This window comes from Pseudomonas sp. A-RE-22 (assembly GCF_019956035.1).
GTDB lineage: Bacteria > Pseudomonadota > Gammaproteobacteria > Pseudomonadales > Pseudomonadaceae > Aquipseudomonas > Aquipseudomonas brassicacearum.
Map to the genome: position 1 here is coordinate 84,698 of NZ_JAHBCZ010000008.1, position 19,580 is coordinate 104,277.

Annotated in this window: 21 protein-coding genes; all 21 read left to right on the top strand. The window is 62.7% G+C overall.

The window, feature by feature from the left end; all coding sequences use genetic code 11:
• Positions 1–186: 186 nt before the first annotated feature.
• Positions 187–489, top strand: a complete 303-nt coding sequence (locus KGA89_RS05080; RefSeq protein WP_024617343.1) for a type II toxin-antitoxin system RelE/ParE family toxin — start codon at positions 187–189, stop codon at positions 487–489.
• Between the two features lie 3 nt (positions 490–492).
• Positions 493–783 carry an addiction module antidote protein gene (locus tag KGA89_RS05085; RefSeq protein WP_024617344.1) on the top strand — a complete coding sequence of 97 codons (291 nt, stop codon included), beginning with the start codon at positions 493–495 and terminating at the stop codon, positions 781–783.
• 220 nt (positions 784–1,003) lie between these two features.
• On the top strand, positions 1,004–1,414 hold the full coding sequence (locus KGA89_RS05090; protein ID WP_223470807.1) for a DUF2946 domain-containing protein: 411 nt from the start codon (positions 1,004–1,006) through the stop codon (positions 1,412–1,414).
• A 46-nt stretch (positions 1,415–1,460) separates the two neighbouring features.
• Positions 1,461–1,940: a copper chaperone PCu(A)C gene (locus tag KGA89_RS05095; protein ID WP_223470808.1), complete on the top strand. Its 480-nt coding sequence runs from the start codon at positions 1,461–1,463 to the stop codon at positions 1,938–1,940.
• Between the two features lie 57 nt (positions 1,941–1,997).
• Entirely contained in the window at positions 1,998–2,393 is a 396-nt protein-coding gene (locus KGA89_RS05100; RefSeq protein ID WP_223470820.1) for a DUF2946 domain-containing protein, read from the top strand.
• Positions 2,394–2,477: 84 nt separating this feature from the next.
• Positions 2,478–4,604, top strand: coding sequence for a TonB-dependent copper receptor (locus KGA89_RS05105; RefSeq protein ID WP_223470809.1), 2,127 nt, complete (start codon positions 2,478–2,480; stop codon positions 4,602–4,604).
• Between the two features lie 96 nt (positions 4,605–4,700).
• On the top strand, positions 4,701–6,080 hold the full coding sequence (locus KGA89_RS05110; RefSeq protein ID WP_223470811.1) for a PepSY-associated TM helix domain-containing protein: 1,380 nt from the start codon (positions 4,701–4,703) through the stop codon (positions 6,078–6,080).
• 201 nt (positions 6,081–6,281) lie between these two features.
• Positions 6,282–7,070: an ABC transporter ATP-binding protein gene (locus KGA89_RS05115; protein ID WP_223470812.1), complete on the top strand. Its 789-nt coding sequence runs from the start codon at positions 6,282–6,284 to the stop codon at positions 7,068–7,070.
• The gene (locus tag KGA89_RS05120; protein WP_053161800.1) at positions 7,067–8,014 is read left to right on the top strand and encodes an ABC transporter substrate-binding protein; all 948 of its coding nucleotides are present in this window, start codon (positions 7,067–7,069) and stop codon (positions 8,012–8,014) included. Before KGA89_RS05115 ends, KGA89_RS05120 begins: the two co-directional genes overlap by 4 nt.
• Positions 8,011–9,021: a FecCD family ABC transporter permease gene (locus tag KGA89_RS05125; RefSeq protein WP_053161797.1), complete on the top strand. Its 1,011-nt coding sequence runs from the start codon at positions 8,011–8,013 to the stop codon at positions 9,019–9,021. The genes KGA89_RS05120 and KGA89_RS05125 overlap by 4 nt, the downstream gene beginning before the upstream one ends.
• 329 nt (positions 9,022–9,350) lie before the next feature.
• Positions 9,351–10,616 carry an urea ABC transporter substrate-binding protein gene (gene urtA / locus KGA89_RS05130; protein ID WP_003197362.1) on the top strand — a complete coding sequence of 422 codons (1,266 nt, stop codon included), beginning with the start codon at positions 9,351–9,353 and terminating at the stop codon, positions 10,614–10,616.
• A 126-nt stretch (positions 10,617–10,742) separates the two neighbouring features.
• Positions 10,743–12,239: an urea ABC transporter permease subunit UrtB gene (gene urtB / locus KGA89_RS05135; protein ID WP_003197360.1), complete on the top strand. Its 1,497-nt coding sequence runs from the start codon at positions 10,743–10,745 to the stop codon at positions 12,237–12,239.
• A complete protein-coding gene (gene urtC / locus KGA89_RS05140) occupies positions 12,239–13,318 on the top strand; it encodes an urea ABC transporter permease subunit UrtC (protein WP_003197358.1) in 1,080 nt (359 codons plus the stop codon). The genes urtB and urtC overlap by 1 nt, the downstream gene beginning before the upstream one ends.
• Positions 13,315–14,184, top strand: coding sequence for an urea ABC transporter ATP-binding protein UrtD (urtD, locus tag KGA89_RS05145; protein ID WP_079301678.1), 870 nt, complete (start codon positions 13,315–13,317; stop codon positions 14,182–14,184). The genes urtC and urtD overlap by 4 nt, the downstream gene beginning before the upstream one ends.
• Positions 14,185–14,252: 68 nt before the next feature.
• A complete protein-coding gene (urtE, locus tag KGA89_RS05150) occupies positions 14,253–14,951 on the top strand; it encodes an urea ABC transporter ATP-binding subunit UrtE (RefSeq protein ID WP_003197354.1) in 699 nt (232 codons plus the stop codon).
• A gap of 30 nt (positions 14,952–14,981) precedes the next feature.
• The gene (locus KGA89_RS05155; protein ID WP_053161793.1) at positions 14,982–15,833 is read left to right on the top strand and encodes an urease accessory protein UreD; all 852 of its coding nucleotides are present in this window, start codon (positions 14,982–14,984) and stop codon (positions 15,831–15,833) included.
• A gap of 212 nt (positions 15,834–16,045) precedes the next feature.
• Complete coding sequence (gene ureA / locus KGA89_RS05160) at positions 16,046–16,348, top strand: urease subunit gamma (protein ID WP_003197350.1); 303 nt, start codon at positions 16,046–16,048, stop codon at positions 16,346–16,348.
• Between the two features lie 9 nt (positions 16,349–16,357).
• Entirely contained in the window at positions 16,358–16,891 is a 534-nt protein-coding gene (locus tag KGA89_RS05165; protein WP_003197348.1) for a GNAT family N-acetyltransferase, read from the top strand.
• Between the two features lie 5 nt (positions 16,892–16,896).
• Positions 16,897–17,430, top strand: a complete 534-nt coding sequence (locus KGA89_RS05170) for a GNAT family N-acetyltransferase (RefSeq protein WP_003197345.1) — start codon at positions 16,897–16,899, stop codon at positions 17,428–17,430.
• The gene (locus KGA89_RS05175) at positions 17,427–17,732 is read left to right on the top strand and encodes an urease subunit beta (protein ID WP_003197343.1); all 306 of its coding nucleotides are present in this window, start codon (positions 17,427–17,429) and stop codon (positions 17,730–17,732) included. The genes KGA89_RS05170 and KGA89_RS05175 overlap by 4 nt, the downstream gene beginning before the upstream one ends.
• Before the next feature lie 138 nt (positions 17,733–17,870).
• A complete protein-coding gene (gene ureC, locus KGA89_RS05180) occupies positions 17,871–19,571 on the top strand; it encodes an urease subunit alpha (protein ID WP_053161789.1) in 1,701 nt (566 codons plus the stop codon).
• Positions 19,572–19,580 lie beyond the last annotated feature (9 nt).

Genomic DNA, 19,580 nt, shown 5'->3' on the forward strand with positions numbered 1-19,580 from the left:
CACATTCGCGCGACATTTCTGACAAGTTTTCAAGACGAAGCCGGCTTTTTCGTCCAAGACGTTCGATTCTATAGTTCCGCTCCTTAATACCCACCGCAGCACCTGGCAGTCATTAAGCATGAGCGACCCGTCTCGTGCCGAGGAAAGTGCTGCTTGCCAATGTGTATCCCAAGGAATACGATCCGAATGATCGAATTTGAACAGTCCCGAGTATTCTCAAGCTGGCTTAACGGGCTGAAGGACATTGCTGGGAAAGCTCGCATCATTGCTAGGCTCCGATCGGCAGAGCATGGAAATTTTGGTGATTGCGAACCGGTGGGTAACGCAGTGTATGAGATGCGTATTCACTCGGGTCCGGGCTACAGAGTGTACTTCTCCCGTCAAGGCTCCGTGCTTTATTTGCTGCTTGTGGGAGGTGACAAATCGACTCAGAAACGGGATATCGCACGCGCTGTTCAAATGGCGCAAACCATGGGTAATGAGGAGTGAATCATGACTGAAGAATTCACACGTTTCGATGCAGCCACTTACCTCAAGACGCCTGAGGAAATGGCCGCTTATCTGGATGCCTGTTTTGAAGAGGATGCGGGTGACGGCGTACTGGTTCGAGCAGCTCTTAACGATATTGCCAGGGCAAAGGGCATGACGCAGATTGCTCGTGATGCAGGCCTGGGGCGAGAGAGTCTTTACAAAGCACTGGGGAGTACGGGCAATCCAGAGTTCACAACTATCATGAAAGTCATGAAAGCTTTGGGCTTGAGGTTACATGCGACGGCCATTTGACAGAGGTTCCCTTCCCTCCTGTATTGGAGTGATTGAATACCGATTGATCAAAAACACACGACGAGGGAACTTGCTCCCTCGCCACAAAAGCACTCACTTGAAGATCTGTTGCTACTGTTAACACCAGCCCTGCGACCCTATACCGCACGTGGCCTTTTTACTTCTCAACCCCGATCAGGCTAAATACCGCCACCTGATCGCCCATCGAGCGGATTGCCCCATGTCCCGACAACGGCTTGCATTTGCCTGGATCGCCTGCTTCGCAGTGCTGTTCAACATGCTTGCCATGCCACTTTCCGGCAGCGGTGGCACGATGGCGAATGCGCAGGCCCAGTCGCCAGCCGAGCAACTGCTGTGGGGCAGTTTCTGCTCCTCCAGCGGCACGAAGATGCTGGCGATTTCCCTGGGCAAACTCGAACAAAGCACGCAACAGAAAGACGATCACTCAACGATGCAGCATTGCTGGTGCTGCTCAGGCTCAGCGCCTTTGGTGGCGCTCGCCGGGCATGTTCCGCAGTTGTATCTGGATGCACAGCTGGCCCATCGCAGTGCAGTCCATTCGAAGCTCGACAGCCCCACGCCACGCCAGCAGTGGCCCAGCCTCAATCCCCGCGCCTCGCCTCTGGTCTGATTCTTCCCGCATAAAACTGCGCCCTGAATCGTTCCGGAGAATTGCCATGTTGAACAGACTTATCCTGCTGGCTGCCCTATTGCTTCCCGTCGGCTTCGCCCACGCTCACCAGTACAAGGTGGGCGAGCTTGAGATCGCCCATCCGTGGTCCCAGGAGTTGCCGCCCAACGCACCGACCGTGGCCGCGTATTTCGTGATCCACAACGGCGGCACGACCGCCGACAAGCTGCTCAGCGTCGACTCGCCGATTGCCGGCAAGGCCGAGCTCCATGAGCATGTGATGCAAAACGACCTGATGAAGATGCAACCGGTGCCCGTCGTGGATATCGCCCCCGGTGCGACCGTCACCTTCGCGCCGATGGCGTATCACGTGATGCTGCTGGACCTGAAGGACCGCAGCCTGCTCAGCGATGGCAAACGCTTTGCCATGACCCTGCATTTCGAAAAAGCCGGGAATGTCACGGTCGACGTTGCGGTGCAGAAAAAAGCCCCCGACGGCACCAAGACACACATGCACGCCCAGTAGACGTAGCCGCCCGTGCAACCACTTCGCGCCAGGCCGTCCATGCCCCGCCGTCAGCCCATGAGCCTGACCCGCGGCAGTTGGATCAGCCTGTTCGCCATGCTGATGATCTTTATCGGCCCGCTGATTTCCCAGTCGATGCCGATGGGTCAGGGCATGTCCATGCCTGTGTCCATGGACATGAACATGAACATGGAGATGAGCATGGACATGTCGGCGCACGAAGCGCCGGCAGCCGAACACTGCCCGCCCCAGAGCGAGCACCATGCGTTGTGGGAAAAATGCGGCTATTGCAGCCTGCTGTTCAATTGCCCCGCACTGCCTGGCGGTCACACCTTCGCGGTCTTCGACACACCCCACACCAACACCTACACCAGCCTTTCCCCACGCCTGGCCCATGCCCGGCCAGCGTTCTTCCCGGGTGCCCGCACCCGCGCACCGCCCCTCGACGCGTAAACCCGACACTTACCTCACCCCGGTCGTACAAGACAGCTTCATGCTGCCCGACCGTGTCGTCTACGTCTGTTCGATGGAATCATCATGTCCAGGTTTTCTGCTGACATCGCTTTGGGCGCTGCCCAGGTTCGCTGCTCCCTGAACGAACCACGGGTTCGTTTACGCCAGACCATCGCCGCCCTGTGCGGCCTGCTGCTCACTCCACTCGTACTCGCCGATGAGCACGAGCATCACGACAATCAGGTCGAAGAACTGAGCCCGACGGTCATCACCGCCATCGCCCCCAGTTCACCCCTGACCGTCGTCACCAACCCCAAGGACCCGCGCCAACCGGTGCCGGCCAGTGACGGCGGCGACTACCTCAAGACCATTCCGGGCTTCGCCCTGGTACGCAACGGCGGCACCAATGGCGACCCGGTGTTGCGCGGCATGTTCGGCTCGCGGCTGAACATCCTCACCAACGGCAGCATGCTGTTGGGTGCTTGCCCGGGTCGGATGGACGCACCGACGTCCTACATATCGCCAGAAACCTACGACAAGCTCACCGTCATCAAAGGCCCACAAACCGTGCTCTGGGGCCCCGGCGCATCGGCCGGGACCGTGCTGTTCGAGCGCGAGCCGGAACAGTTCGGCGAACTCGGCACCCGGGTCAACGCCAGTGTGCTGGCCGGCTCCAACGGCCGTTTCGACAAAGTGGTGGATGCCGCCGCCGGTGGGCCGCAGGGGTATGTACGGGTGATCGGCAACACCGCGCATTCGGACGATTACCGCGACGGCAATAACGACACTGTGCCGTCGCGCTATGACAAGTGGAATGGCGACGTCACCCTCGGCTGGACGCCGGACGCCGATACCCTGCTGGAGCTGACCGCCGGCAAGGGCGACGGTGAAGCACGCTACGCCGGGCGCGGCATGGACGGCTCGCAGTTCAAGCGTGAAAGCCTCGGGCTGCGTTTCGAGCGTTCGAACATCGGCGAGGTGCTGGACAAGGTCGAGGCCCAGGTCTACTACAACTACGCCGACCACGTGATGGACAACTACACGCTGCGCACGCCGTCCGGCACCGGGATGATGGCCGGGCCCATGGCCTCCAACGTCGACCGCCGCACCCTCGGCGCCCGCATCAAGGCCACCTGGCGCTGGGCCGATGTGCAGTTGATCAGCGGCCTGGACGCGCAGACCAACGAGCATCGCCAACGCAGCAGCATGGGCGTGGATACCTACAAGGACCTGCCGTACAGCAAGGACGCCGATTTCCACAATTACGGGGTGTTCGGCGAACTGACCTGGTACGCCGCCGACCGCGACAGGGTGATCACCGGCGCCCGGCTCGACCGTGCCTCGGCCAAGGACTACCGCCAGAGCATCGGTTCCGGCATGTCGGCCCGGCCCAACCCCACCGCCGATGACACCCGTGCCGACACGCTGCCCAGCGGTTTCGTCCGCTACGAACACGACCTGGACGACAGCCCCACCACCCTCTATGCAGGCGTGGGTCACGCACAACGCTTCCCGGACTACTGGGAGCTGTTCTCGGCGAACGTCGGCCCCAGCGGTTCACTGAATGCCTTCGACGCGATCAAGCCGGAGAAAACCACCCAGCTCGACTTCGGCCTGCAGTACAAGACCGAAACCCTCGAAGCCTGGGCATCGGGTTATGTCGGGCAGGTGCGCGACTACATCCTGTTCGATTACACCCCTGGGATGATGGGCACCACCTCGCGGGCCGAGAACATCGATGCACGGATCATGGGTGGTGAATTGGGTGCGGCCTACAAGCTGAGCGAGCGCTGGAAAGCCGACGCCACCCTGGCCTATGCCTGGGGCAAGAACAGCAGCGACGGCAGCGCCCTGGCGCAAATGCCGCCGCTGGACGCACGCCTGGGCCTGACCTACAGCGAAGATCGCTGGAGCGCCGGCGCCCTGTGGCGGGTGGTGGCGGCGCAGCACCGGGTCGACGAGAACAAGGGCAACGTGGTCGGCAAGGACTACGGCAAAAGCTCCGGCTTCGGCGTGTTCTCGCTCAACGGTGCCTACCGCATCAACAAGCACTGGAAGGTCAGCAGCGGCGTCGACAACCTGTTCGGCAAAGCCTACGCCGAGCACTTGAACCTGGCCGGCAACGCCGGGTTCGGCTATCCGGCGAGCGACCCGCAAGCCATCAACGAACCGGGGCGCACGCTCTGGACCAAGGTGGATATGAGTTTCTAACAACTGACTTGATTGATCGTTCCCATGCAGGAGCGCGGGAACGATCAAAAACGCCAAAAACATAACAACCCAATTTGCCCTGCGGAGCGCTTTCCGATGAGCCAACCGAAACCCAATTTCTACAACCTGGCCTGGCGCTGGCATTTTTATGCCGGGCTGTTCGTGGCGCCGTTCATGGTGATGCTGGCCCTGACCGGGATCATTTACCTGTTCAAGCCGCAACTCGATCCACTGATGTATGGCAGCCTGCTGAATGTGCCGGCCGGGCATCACACCCTGGCGGCGGACGACCTGCTCAAGCAGGTCCGCCAGGCCTACCCCCAAGGCCAGGTCAAACAGTACCTGCCACCGGTCAATGCCGAACGCAGCGCGCAATTCGTGGTGATCGACCAGGGCCTGGAACTGAATGTGTTCATCGACCCATACCACGGCGATGTCCTCGGCGAGCAGGATGCAAAGAACAACCTGCAAGCCATGGCCCGGGCCATTCACGGCGAACTGCTGATCGGCACCGTTGGTGACCGGTTGGTGGAAATGGCCGCTGGTTGGGGCGTGGTGTTGGTGGTGTCCGGGCTGTACCTGTGGTGGCCGCGCGGGCAATCATCAGCCGGAGTGCTGTGGCCGCGCTGGAGCGCGCGCGGGCGGCTGTTCTGGCGTGACCTGCACGTGGTCGTCGGTTTCTGGGGCGCTGCATTGCTGCTGGTGATGCTGCTCAGCGGCATGACCTGGACCGGCTTCTGGGGCAAACAATACGCCAACCTCTGGAACCGCTTCCCGGCGGCGATGTGGAATGACGTGCCCAAGTCCGACGTCGAGGCCGGCAGCCTCAACAACGCCCATCGTCAAACCGTGCCCTGGGCCGTGGAAAATACCCCGATGCCGATGTCCGGCGACCATGCCGAGCACATGGGCCACGGCGGCATGCACGAAGGCCCCGCCGCCCCGACCGTCAGCCTGCAAGCGGTGCAGGATATCGCCACCGAACGCCAGGTCACGCCCGGCTACAGCATCACCCTGCCGACCACGTCCACCGGCGTGTTCACCGTCGCCGTGTTTGCCGACGACCCGCGCAACGACGCCACCCTGCACGTGGACCAATACACCGGCAAGGTCCTGGCCGATGTGCGCTGGGAGCACTACGGCGTCGTGGCCCGCGCCACCGAAACCGGGGTAATGCTGCACGAAGGCAAGATGTTCGGCCCGCTGAACCAGATCATCGTGCTGCTGATTTGCCTGATGATCCTGCTCAGCGCCGTGAGTGGCATGGTGATCTGGTGGAAGCGCCGGCCAGCGGGCAAGTTCGGCGTACCGCCGCTGCGTCACGACCTGCCGACCTGGAAGGCCGGGGTGTTCATCATGCTGGCCCTGGCGGTGGTGTTTCCGTTGGTGGCGGCGTCGCTGGTGGTGGTGTGGTTGCTGGATCGCCTCGTCACCCGCTTCAATCGCCAGCCTGAGATTGCTTCATCTTCAAGCTGAAGACAGTGCGTTAACGGAAGGCGGCGCGAAACCTCTACAATCACGCCCGCTTTCCAAAATGTGAACACCATCCCTTGTGGGAGCGAGCTTGCTCGCGATTGTAGTCGGTCAGTCACATCTCTATCGGCTGACACACCGCTATCGCGAGCAAGCTCGCTCCCACAAGGGATTGGGGGTCCGATCCAAAACTTGAGTGAATGCATGACCTCCCTAACCCTCTCCCACCTCGCCTGGACGCCCCTGGGCCATGGCCATTGTCATCACCAGTTCCAGCTGCGTGACGTGACGTTGCAGGTGGCGGCCGGGGAGTTTGTCGGGTTGATCGGGCCCAACGGCAGTGGCAAGACCAGCCTGTTGCGCTGCGCCTATCGCTTCAGCCGGCCGGAACATGGCGAGGTGAAACTCGAGCATCACAACGTCTGGAAACAGTCCTCGCGCTGGTGCGCCCAACGCATCGCCGTGGTCCTGCAGGAGTTTCCCGACGCCTTCGGCCTGACGGTCGAGGAAGTGGTCGCCATGGGCCGCACGCCCCACAAAGGTCTGTTCGACGGCGACAATCACGACGACCGCCGGCTGGTGCGCCAGGCACTGGAATCGGCCGGGCTCGCAGGCTTTGGCGACCATGCATTCGCCACCCTCTCGGGCGGTGAGAAGCAACGGGTGATCCTCGCCCGGGCCCTGGCCCAGCAACCGCAGTTACTGATCCTCGACGAGCCGACCAATCACCTCGACCCCCACTATCAATTGCAATTGCTGCAACTGATCAAGGGCCTGGGCATCGGCACCCTCGCCAGCCTCCACGACCTGAACCTGGCCGCCGCCTTCTGCGACCGCCTGTACGTGATCGAACACGGGCGCATCGTCGCCAGCGGTACGCCCAAGGACGTCCTCAGCGTCAAGCTGTTGCGCGAGGTGTTCGGCATCGAAGCCCTGGTGGATGAACACCCGCTGTCCGGCTACCCACGAATCACCTGGATAACCCAACCATGACCTTGCGTTCCCTGCTGTTGCTGCCCCTGCTGCTGGGCAGTGCCCACGCCTTGGCCGAAGCCACCCACTACCCGTTGACGATCCAGAGCTGCAATCGTCAGGTGGTGTTCAACGAGGCACCTCGGCACGCTGTCAGCCATGACATCAACATGACCCAGATGATGCTCGCCCTGGGCCTCAAGCCGCACATGGTCGGCTACAGCGGCATCAGCGGCTGGAAATCGGTGACGCCCGAGATGGCGAAGATCCTCGATGGCCTGCCGGAACTGGCCGCCAAATACCCTTCGGTGGAAAACCTGCTCAATGCCAACGTCGATTTCTTCTTCGCCGGTTGGGACTACGGCATGCGGGTGGGCGGCGACCTGACCCCGCAGACTCTGGAACCGCTGGGCATCAATGTCTACGAACTGACCGAATCCTGCGCGTTCGTGATGAAGCGTCCGGCGGCCTCGCTGGAGGACACCTACAACGACCTGCGCAACCTCGGGAAGATCTTCGACGTGCAGGATCGCGCCAACGCGCTGATCGCCACGATGCAGGCCCAGGTGGCCGAAGTGCGCAAGCACCTGCCCACCCAGCAACCGCGGGTGTTCCTGTACGACAGCGGCGAAGACCGCGCCATGACCTCCGGGCGCCTGGGCATGCCCCAGGCCCTGATCGACGCAGCCGGTGGGCGCAATATCCTCGATGACGTGGAAACCAGTTGGACCCGGGTGAACTGGGAGAACGTGGTCGAGCGCAACCCGCAGGTCATCGTGATCGTCGACTACGGCGAAGTCAGCGCCGAGCAGAAACAGCAATTCCTGTTGAATAACCCGGCCCTGCAATCGGTAGAGGCGATCCAGCAACGGCGCTTCATCGTGATCCCTTACGTGCAGGCCACGCCGGGCATCGATAACGTGCTGGCGGTGCAAACCCTGGCGCGGGGTTTTCACAGCCAATGAACGGTCGTCGCTACGGCGCCCTGCTGATGGTCCTCGGCGCACTGCTGTTGGTGTCGTGCGTGGTGTCCCTGGGCTTCGGGCCGGCGCGGGTGCCGGTGGCCGTGGTCTGGGACATCCTGCTGAACAAGGCCTTCGGGGTGGGTGACGTCCATTGGACGCCCGGCCAGGAGCATATCGTCTGGCTGATCCGCGTCCCGCGGCTGCTGCTCGGTGCCTTGGTCGGCGCCGGGTTGGCGTTGATCGGTGCGGTGCTGCAAGCGGTCACGCGCAACCCGCTGGCCGATCCGCACCTGCTGGGCGTCACGTCCGGCGCGACGCTGGGAGCGGTCATCGTGGTGCTGCATGTCGGCGAGATTGTCGGCCTGCTGACCCTGCCGCTGGCGGCGTTCATCGGTGCGCTGCTTAGCATGCTGCTGGTGCTGACCATTGCTGCCCGGCAGGGCCGCCTGGAAAGTGATCGGCTGTTGTTGTGCGGCGTGGCGGTGTCCTTCGTGATGATGGCGGCGGCCAATCTGTTGTTGTTCCTCGGTGACCATCGCGCCAGTTCGGCAGTGATGTTCTGGATGCTCGGCGGCCTGGGCCTGGCCCGCTGGGAACTGCTGGCGGTGCCGGCGGCCAGTGTGGTGCTGGGACTGGTGTTGCTGCTGGGCATGGCCCGGCCGCTGAACGCGCTGATGGCCGGCGAACAGACCGCCGTGACCCTGGGCCTGAACGCGGCGAAGGTGCGGTTGTGGATCTTCTTGATCGCCTCGCTGATGACCGGCGTGCTGGTGTCCATCAGCGGCTCGATTGGTTTTGTCGGGCTGATGGTCCCGCACATTGCCCGGCGCCTGGTGGGCGCCGAGCATCGTCGGTTGCTGCCGGCCTGCGTGTTGCTCGGCAGCCTGTTCCTGGTGTGGGTGGACGTGGCGGCGCGGACGTTGATCGCGCCGGAAGACTTGCCGATTGGGGTCGCGACAGCCGCTATCGGCGGATTGTTTTTCATCGGACTCATGCGGCGTCGCTGAGCGGCGTCTTTTCCTGATCACAAAAATCACCTGTGGGAGCGAGCTTGCTCGCGATGGCGATGGATCAGTCAAATTAGCGGTGACTGACACTCCCCTATCGCGAGCAAGCTCGCTCCCACAGGGGCATCGCAATTCTCTCGCCCCAATGTGGCGCACCTCTTCGCACCAGCACCCATGACGCGTTCGCTCATGGTGCATCGCTCTCCTTTCCAGCCGCCCTACCCCCGCATTTCAAAGCCTTCCCCCGACCGGGCACACCCCTTGCAAAAGCGCTTTCAGCGTTTGCATCTGCCCTCAAAAAAAATTCATAAGTCCATGGAGATCGCACAATGAAGCGTCGTAGCTTGATCAAGGTTTTTACACTCTCGGCAAGCATTGCCGCGATGGGCATGGCCTGGACCGTCCAGGCCGCCGAGACCATCAAGGTCGGCATCCTGCATTCGCTGTCCGGCACCATGGCGATCTCCGAGACGTCCCTCAAGGACATGGCGCTGATGACCATTGATGAGATCAACGCCAAGGGTGGTGTGAACGGCAAGAAGCTTGAAGCGGTGGTCGTGGACCCGGCGTCGAACTGGCCGCTGTTCGCCGAAAAGGGTCGGCAGTTGCTGACCCAGGACAAGGTCGCCGTGGTGTTCGGCTGCTGGACGTCGGTGTCGCGTAAATCCGTGCTGCCGGTGTTCGAAGAGCTCAATGGGCTGCTGTTCTACCCGGTGCAGTACGAAGGCGAAGAGATGTCGCCAAACGTGTTCTACACCGGCGCAGCGCCGAACCAGCAGGCGATTCCGGCGGTGGAATACCTGATGAGCGAAGAAGGCGGCAGTGCCAAGCGTTATTTCCTGCTGGGCACCGACTACGTCTACCCGCGCACCACCAACAAGATCCTGCGCTCGTTCCTGCATTCCAAAGGTGTGGCGGACAAGGACATCGAAGAGGTCTACACCCCGTTCGGCCACAGCGATTACCAGACCATCGTGGCCAACATCAAGAAGTTCTCGGCCGGTGGCAAGACCGCAGTCATTTCCACGGTCAACGGCGACTCCAACGTGCCGTTCTATAAAGAACTGGCGAACCAGGGCCTGAAAGCCACCGACGTACCGGTCGTGGCGTTCTCGGTGGGCGAAGAGGAACTGCGCGGCATCGACACCAAGCCACTGGTAGGCAACCTGGCGGCGTGGAACTACTTCGAATCCGTGGATAACCCGGCGAACAAGAAATTCGTTGATTCATGGAAAGCCTACGCCAAGGCCAAGAACCTGCCAGGCGCCGACAAAGCAGTGACCAACGACCCGATGGAAGCCACCTACGTCGGCATCCACATGTGGGCGCAAGCCGTGGAAAAAGCCAAGTCCACCGACGTCGACAAAGTCCGCGAAGCCCTGGCCGGCCAGACCTTCGCCGCACCGTCGGGCTACACCCTGACCATGGACAAGACCAACCATCACCTGCACAAGCCAGTGATGATCGGCGAGATCCAGGCCGACGGTCAGTTCAACGTGGTCTGGCAGACCGAAGGCCCGATCCGCGCGCAACCGTGGAGCCCGTTCATCGCCGGCAACGACAAGAAGCCTGACTATGCGGTGAAGAGCAACTGAGCCTGGGAACAAGCCCCTAACTCTGTGGGAGCAAAGCTTGCTCGCGATCGCGGTCATCCAGACACACCGCGATCGCGAGCAAGCTTTGCTCCCACAGGGTCCGTCGTCGCCTTACAGGACGTAGCTATGTCCCTTTATCGTTTGTTCCTCCTAGCATGTTTGCTGCTACCAATGGCCGCCCACGCCGGGGAAGCCGAAGACTTCGTCGCCGCCAACCCGACCCAGCAGGCCAAACTCCTGGAAAGCTGGGCCGCGCAGCCGGAGCCTGAGCGCGTCGAACTGATCAATGCCCTGCAACAGGGCCAGTTGACCGTCGACGGCCAACCCAAGACCCTGCGCCTGAACAACCGCTTGCGCGGGCTGATCGAAACCGCCCTCGCCAGTCATCAACTGCTCGCCGTCGATGCCCGCGTACGCCTGGGCGCGGCGCAGCAACTGCAAAAAAGCGCGCGCCCGGCGCAACTGGCGTTTCTCGATCGGCAACTGGCCGGCGAGCAGGACGAAGATGTGCATGCTGCTCTGAGTCTGGCCCTGGCGAACCTGCAACTGGTGGATGCCAACCCGAGTGTGCGCCTGGCCGCCGTCCGGCTGCTGGGGGAAACCGGCGATCCGCTGGCCCGCACGCGCCTGGAAGGTTTGCTCGAACCCGGCGTCGAAACCGATGCCGCTGTGCGCACCGCGGCTGAAACCAGCCTCAGCCAGGTCAAACGCAAACTCCTGGTGGGCGAATTGCTGGGCCAAGCCTTCAGCGGCATGTCCCTGGGCTCGATCCTGCTGCTCGCCGCCCTCGGCCTGGCCATCACCTTCGGCCTGCTGGGGGTGATCAACATGGCCCACGGCGAGATGCTGATGCTGGGTGCCTACTCCACTTATGTGGTGCAGATGCTGTTCCAGCGCTTCGCCCCGAACGCCATCGAGTTCTATCCGCTGATCGCCCTGCCGGTGGCATTTTTCATTACCGCCGCCATCGGCATGGCCCTGGAGCGCACGGTGATTCGCCACCTCTACGGGCGGCCGCTGGAAACCCTGCTCGCCACCTGGGGCATCAGCCTGATGCTGATCCAACTGGTGCGCCTGGTGTTCGGCGCGCAGAACGTCGAAGTTGCCAACCCGGCCTGGCTCTCTGGCGGAATTCAGGTATTGCCGAACCTGGTGCTGCCGTACAACCGCATCGTGATCATCGCCTTCGCACTGTTCGTGGTGGTGCTGACCTGGCTGCTGCTGAACAAGACACGCCTGGGCCTGAACGTGCGCGCGGTGACCCAGAACCGCAACATGGCCGCCTGCTGTGGCGTGCCCACCGGGCGGGTGGACATGCTCGCCTTCGGCCTCGGCTCGGGCATCGCCGGGCTCGGTGGCGTGGCCCTGAGCCAGATCGGCAACGTCGGTCCGGACCTGGGCCAGAGCTACATCATCGACTCGTTCCTGGTGGTGGTGCTCGGCGGCGTCGGCCAGTTGGCCGGTAGCGTGTTCGCTGCGTTCGGCCTCGGCATCGCCAACAAGATCCTCGAACCGCAGATCGGCGCCGTGCTCGGCAAGATCCTGATCCTCGCGCTGATCATTCTGTTCATCCAGAAGCGTCCGCAAGGCCTCTTCGCGCTCAAAGGACGGGTAATCGACTGATGAACCAGCCCCTGATGCTCACGGCCACGCAAAAGGCCGGTCCCAAAGTCACCCTCGTCGTCGGCATGCTGATCCTGGCCGTGCTGCTGAGCCTGCCGCTACTGTCGCTGCTGGCGGCTGACAATCCGCTGCACGTCTCGGCGTATACCCTGACCCTGGTGGGCAAGATTCTCTGCTACGCCATCGTCGCCCTGGCCCTGGACCTGGTCTGGGGCTACGCCGGCTTGCTCTCCCTGGGCCACGGCCTGTTCTTCGCCCTGGGCGGCTACGCCATGGGCATGTACCTGATGCGCCAGGCCGCCGGCGATGGTTTGCCGGCGTTCATGACCTTCTTGTCGTGGACCGAGTTGCCCTGGTACTGGGCCGGCACCGACAGTTTCCTCTGGGCGATGTGCCTGGTGGTACTGGCGCCGGGTTTGCTGGCGCTGGTGTTCGGCTTTTTTGCCTTCCGTTCGCGGATCAAGGGCGTGTATTTCTCGATCATGACCCAGGCCCTGACCTTCGCCGGGATGCTGCTGTTTTTCCGCAACGAAACCGGGTTTGGCGGCAACAACGGCTTCACCAATTTCCGCTCGATCCTGGGCTTTGGCATCACCGAGCCGGGCACCCGGGCGGTGCTGTTTTTCGCCACGGTGTTGTTGCTGGTGGCGAGCCTGTTCATCGGCTGGCGCCTGGCCCGCAGCAAGTTCGGCCGGGTGCTGACCGCCCTGCGCGACGCGGAAAACCGCCTGATGTTCTGCGGCTACGATCCCCGTGGCTTCAAGCTGTTCGTCTGGGTGTTGAGCGCGGTGTTGTGCGGCTTGGCCGGGGCGTTGTACGTGCCGCAGGTGGGCATCATCAACCCCAGCGAAATGTCGCCGACCAACTCCATCGAGGCCGCCGTGTGGGTCGCCCTCGGCGGGCGTGGCACGCTGATCGGGCCGCTGCTGGGCGCCGGTGTGGTCAACGGCATGAAGAGCTGGTTCACCGTGGCGTTTCCTGAGTACTGGCTGTTTTTCCTCGGTGCGCTGTTCATCGTCGTGACCCTGTATCTGCCCAAGGGCGTGATCGGTCTGCTGAAGAAAAGAGGTGAACAATGAGAATCACAGCGAGTGCCGAATTCATGCTCGAACCCGCCTTCTTTCCACCGCAACCCAGCCAGGACGCCGGCAGCAGCCGCGACGCCATCGGCCTCGGCCAAGCGGCTGGCGTGGGCCTGAACACCCGCCACGGCACCATCCTGACCCTGGAAGACATCAGCGTCAGTTTCGACGGCTTCAAGGCCTTGAACGATTTGAACCTGTACATCGGCGTCGGCGAATTGCGCTGCATCATCGGCCCCAACGGCGCCGGCAAGACCACGCTGATGGACGTGATTACCGGCAAGACCCGCCCCAGCCATGGCAAGGCCTGGTTCGGCGAAACCCTGGACCTGACCAGCATGAGCGAAGTGGCGATCGCCCAGGCCGGCATCGGTCGCAAGTTCCAGAAGCCCACGGTGTTCGAAGCGTTGAGCGTGTTCGAGAACCTGGAGCTGGCACTCAAGACCGACAAATCGGTATGGGCCAGCCTGCGGGCAAAACTCACTGGCGAGCAGCACGACCGTATCAACGAAGTGCTCGAGACCATCCGCCTCACCACCTCGGTCAACCGCGCCGCCGGGCTGTTGTCCCACGGGCAGAAGCAGTTCCTGGAGATCGGCATGCTGCTGGTGCAAGACCCGCAATTGCTATTGCTCGACGAACCGGTGGCGGGCATGACCGACGCCGAGACCGAGTTCACCGCCGAGCTGTTCAAGTCCTTGGCGGGCAAGCATTCGCTGATGGTGGTGGAACACGACATGGGCTTCGTCGGCGCGATTGCCGACCACGTCACCGTGCTGCACCAGGGCAGTGTGCTGGCCGAAGGGTCGCTGGAACAGGTGCAGGAAAATGAGCGGGTGATCGAGGTGTATCTCGGTCGGTAGACCTGCAAACACTGTTCTCTGTGGGAGCAAGCTTTGCTCCCACAGAGGACTTGAGGGGAATTCAAGACATGCTGCAAGTCGACAAACTGCACCAGTACTACGGCGGTAGCCACATCCTGCGCGGCCTGTCGTTCGACGCCAAGGTCGGCGAGGTGACTTGCCTGTTGGGGCGTAACGGCGTGGGCAAGACCACCCTGCTCAAATGCCTGATGGGCCTGTTGCCGGCCAAGGAAGGCGCGGTGAATTGGGAAGGCAAAGCCATCACCACGTTCAAGCCACACCAACGAGTGCATGCCGGCATCGCCTACGTGCCCCAGGGCCGGGAGATTTTCGGGCGGCTGACGGTGGAAGAAAACCTGCTGATGGGCCTGTCGCGCTTTCCCGGCTCCGAAGCCAAGGAAGTGCCGGCATTCATCTACGAATTGTTCCCGGTGCTGCTGCAGATGAAACAACGCCGTGGCGGTGATTTGTCCGGCGGCCAGCAACAGCAGCTCGCCATTGGCCGGGCCCTGGCCAGCCGTCCACGCCTGCTGATTCTCGACGAGCCCACCGAAGGCATCCAGCCCTCGGTGATCAAGGAGATCGGAGCGGTGATCAAGAAACTGGCGGCCCGGGGCGACATGGCGATTTTGCTGGTGGAGCAGTTCTACGACTTCGCCGCCGAGCTGGCCGATCAGTACCTGGTGATGTCCCGGGGCGAGATCGTGCAGCAGGGGCGCGGAGAAAATATGGAAGCCGAGGGTGTGCGCGGGCTGGTTACGATCTAGTCTGTAGCGTCCTGAAGATAATCAGAAATCATGAATCTACCTGTCTGTTCATTGGCGCCTTCGGCCATCTTCACCCCCAGCTGGCATGCCGAGCTGGAACTGGGTTACGCCCGATTCGGCGATTGCACGCGTCCGGTACAGCGCCGTCATAAAGGCCCGCTGCGGGTGCAGAAGCACTTGTATGCCGAAGGCCCTGAGGTGTGCCAGCACATCATTGTCCACCCGCCCGGCGGGATTGCCGGCGGTGACCGACTGGACATCTCGGCCCACGTCGGCCCGGGCGCCTGGGCGCAGTTGACCAGCCCCGGCGCGGCCAAGTGGTATCGCGCCGCGGGTCCTGCGTATCAGCAATTGACCCTGAGCGTGGCTCCCGGCGCGACCCTGGAATGGCTGCCCCAGGAGACCATCGTCTTCAGCGCGGCCCAGGCCGAACTCAGCACCTGCATCGACCTGCAGGGCGACGGGTGCCTGTTCTACTGGGACATGGTTGCCCTCGGCCGACCGGCCAGCGGCGAGCGGTTCGACCTGGGGCATTTCCAGTCACGGTTGGACATTCGCCGCGACGGCCAGTTGCTGTGGCACGAGCGCCAGCGCATTGTGGGCGGTGATGGGTTGCTCGACTCACCCATCGGGCTGGGCGGCGATCCAGTGTTTGCCACGTTATTGGTGACCGGCGAGATCGACAGCGAGCTGTTGGAGCAGTGCCGATCCCTGGGCCATGACGTACGTGGCGACCTGACCCAATTGCCCGGCCTGGTCGTGGCCCGCTGCCTGGCGAGCGAGGCGTTGCTGGCGCGCGGGTGGTTGATTGAGTTGTGGCGCTTGCTCAGGCCTGCATTGCTTGGAAGAGAGGCCGTGCCACCCCGGATCTGGAGCACATGAATCTGTTTTTCTGTGGGAGCAATGGAGTGGAAGCAATGAAACTCTGTGGGAGCAAAGCTTGCTCGCGATGAACGATAACGCGGTCCTTCTGATCGACCGAGGCGCTGCTATCGCGAGCAAGCTTTGCTCCCACAGATTTAGCTCCCACAGGCTCCTCCCACAGTGGAATGGGTTTACCGCGAAAATTTTTTATCTGCCTTTATGGATTGCACATGGACCTGACCCCACGCGAAAAAGACAAGCTGTTGATCTTCACCGCCGGCCTCGTCGCCGAACGACGGTTGGCCCGTGGCCTGAAGCTCAACTACCCGGAGGCCATGGCCTATATTTCCGCGGCCCTGCTCGAAGGCGCCCGTGACGGCCAGACCGTCGCCGAGCTGATGCACTACGGCACCACGCTGCTGAGTCGCGAACAGGTGATGGAAGGCATCCCGGAAATGATCCCCGAGATCCAGGTCGAGGCGACGTTTCCCGACGGCACCAAACTGGTCACCGTCCACCAGCCCATCGCCTGAGGCCACGCAATGACTCACCACGTTCGTGACGCCCAACACCCGGACCTGCCAGCGATCCGCGATATCTACAACGACGCGGTACTGAACACCACCGCGATCTGGAACGAACAGTCAGTGGACCTGGGCAATCGCCAGGCGTGGTTCAGTACACGACAATCCCAAGGCTATCCGGTGCTGGTGGTGGTCGACGCCGAGGAGAACGTGCTCGGCTACGCTTCATTCGGCGACTGGCGGCCTTTCGATGGTTTCCGGCACACCGTGGAGCATTCGGTCTACGTACGTAGCGACCAGCGCGGCAATGGCCTCGGCCCGTTGTTGATGAGCGCACTGATCGAGCGCGCCAGGGCCTGCGGCAAACACGTGATGGTCGCCGCCATCGAGAGCGGCAACGTCGCCTCGATTCGACTGCACGAGCGCGCCGGTTTCGTCACCACCGGGCAGATGCCCCAGGTGGGTACCAAGTTCGGCCGCTGGCTGGATCTGACTTTCATGCAGTTGGTCCTCAATCCCGGGGCGCAACCGCCCGTCTTCGACAAGGAGTGATGCCTATGAACCCCGCCCAGTTACGTCGAGTCCACGCTGAAAGCTTTGCGCATTATCGCCAGGGCCTGATCGATCTGTTGCTCGACGCCGTCGGGTACGGCGCCAGCGTGGGGTTCATGGCCGATCTCGATGCCGTCCAGGCCCGCGCCTATTTCGACGAGGTCCAGGCCAGCCTCAACCAGGGCCACCTGCTGCTGTGGGTGGTGGTCAAGGATGAACAGGTGCAGGCCAGCGTCCAGCTTGCCCTGTGCCAGAAGCCCAACGGACTCAATCGCGCCGAAGTGCAGAAGCTGCTGGTCCGCGGCGAGGCCCGCCGTCGTGGCCTGGGCCAGCAATTGATGAGTGCCCTGGAACTCGGCGCCCGTCAGCACAAGCGCGGCCTGCTGTACCTCGACACCGAGGCCGGCTCCGAGGCCGAGGCGTTCTACCGGGCCATGGGCTACACCCGCGTCGGCGAACTGCCCGACTACTGCCAGAGCCCGGACGGGACCTACACACCGACCGCCATTTACTACAAGACTTTGGGGCAACCGCAATGATTCCAGGGCAATACCAGGTCCAGCCTGGCGACATCGAACTCAACGTCGGCCGCCGCACGCTCACGCTGAACGTCGCCAACAGCGGCGACCGGCCGATCCAGGTCGGTTCGCACTATCACTTTTTCGAAACCAACGACGCCCTGACCTTCGACCGCGCCGCCAGCCGTGGCATGCGCCTGAACATCCCGGCCGGCACCGCGGTGCGCTTCGAACCGGGCCAGAGCCGCGAGGTGGAACTGGTGGACCTGGCCGGGCATCGCCGGGTGTTCGGGTTTGCCGGGCGGGTCATGGGCAACCTTTAGGTCACGGCATTTGCGTTGGCCCCTTCGCGAGCAGGCTCGCTCCCACAGGGGAATGCGGTCAACTGTGGGAGCGAGCCTGCTCGCGAAAAGTGAGCGCAGCGAACGGCCTTACTATCAATTGAGTTTCAAGGCGAGCACATGAAGATTTCGAGACAAGCCTACGCCGACATGTTCGGCCCCACCGTCGGTGACAAGGTCCGCCTGGCCGACACCGAGTTGTGGATCGAAGTGGAAAAAGACTTCACCACCTACGGCGAAGAAGTGAAATTCGGCGGCGGCAAGGTGATTCGCGACGGCATGGGCCAAAGCCAGCTGCTGGCCGCCGAGGTCGTCGACACCTTGATCACCAACGCGCTGATCATCGACCACTGGGGCATCGTCAAGGCCGATGTCGGCCTCAAGGACGGACGCATCGCGGCCGTCGGCAAGGCCGGCAACCCGGACATCCAGCCCGACGTGACCATCGCCATCGGCGCCAGCACCGAAGTGATCGCCGGCGAAGGCATGATCCTCACTGCCGGCGGCATCGACACCCACATCCATTTCATCTGTCCCCAGCAGATCGAAGAAGCGCTGATGAGCGGCGTCACCACCATGATCGGCGGCGGCACCGGTCCCGCCACCGGGACCAACGCCACCACCTGCACCTCCGGCCCATGGCACCTGGCGCGCATGCTCCAGGCCGCCGACGCCTTCCCGATGAACATCGGCTTCACCGGCAAGGGCAACGCCAGCCTGCCGGAGCCGTTGATCGAGCAGGTCAAGGCCGGCGCCATCGGCCTGAAGCTGCACGAAGACTGGGGCACCACACCAGCAGCCATCGACAACTGCTTGAGCGTGGCCGACCAGTACGACGTGCAGGTGGCGATCCACACCGACACCCTCAACGAATCGGGCTTCGTCGAAACCACCCTCGCCGCCTTCAAGGGCCGCACCATCCACACCTACCACACCGAAGGCGCCGGTGGTGGTCACGCGCCGGACATCATCAAGGCCTGTGGCTTCGCCAACGTGCTGCCCAGTTCCACCAACCCGACCCGGCCGTTCACCCGCAACACCATCGACGAACACCTGGACATGCTGATGGTCTGCCATCACCTGGACCCGAGCATTGCCGAAGACGTGGCCTTCGCCGAAAGCCGCATCCGCCGCGAGACCATCGCCGCCGAAGACATTCTCCACGACCTCGGCGCGTTCTCGATGATCAGCTCCGACAGCCAGGCCATGGGCCGCGTCGGCGAAGTCATCACGCGCACCTGGCAGACCGCCGACAAGATGAAGAAGCAACGCGGCGCCCTGCCCGGCGACGGCGAAGGCAACGACAACTTCCGCATCAAGCGCTACATCGCCAAGTACACCATCAACCCGGCGATCACCCACGGCATCAGCCATGAAGTGGGTTCCATCGAAGTGGGCAAGTGGGCCGACCTGGTGCTGTGGCGCCCGGCGTTCTTCGGCGTCAAGCCGACGTTGATCCTCAAGGGCGGGGCGATTGCCGCCAGCCTGATGGGTGACGCCAACGCCTCGATCCCGACGCCACAACCGGTGCACTACCGGCCGATGTTCGCAAGCTACGGCGGCTCACGGCATGCCACCAGCCTGACCTTCATCAGCCAGGCCGCCGCCGACGCCGGGTTGCCGGAACAGCTTGGGCTGAAGAAGAAAATCGCCGTGGTCAAAGGCTGCCGCGACGTGCAGAAGACCGACCTGATCCACAACGACTACCTGCCGAGCATCGACGTTGACCCACAGACCTACCAGGTCAAGGCCGACGGCGTGTTGCTGTGGTGCGAACCGGCTGAAGTGCTGCCGATGGCGCAGCGCTATTTCCTGTTTTGATCCTGTGGG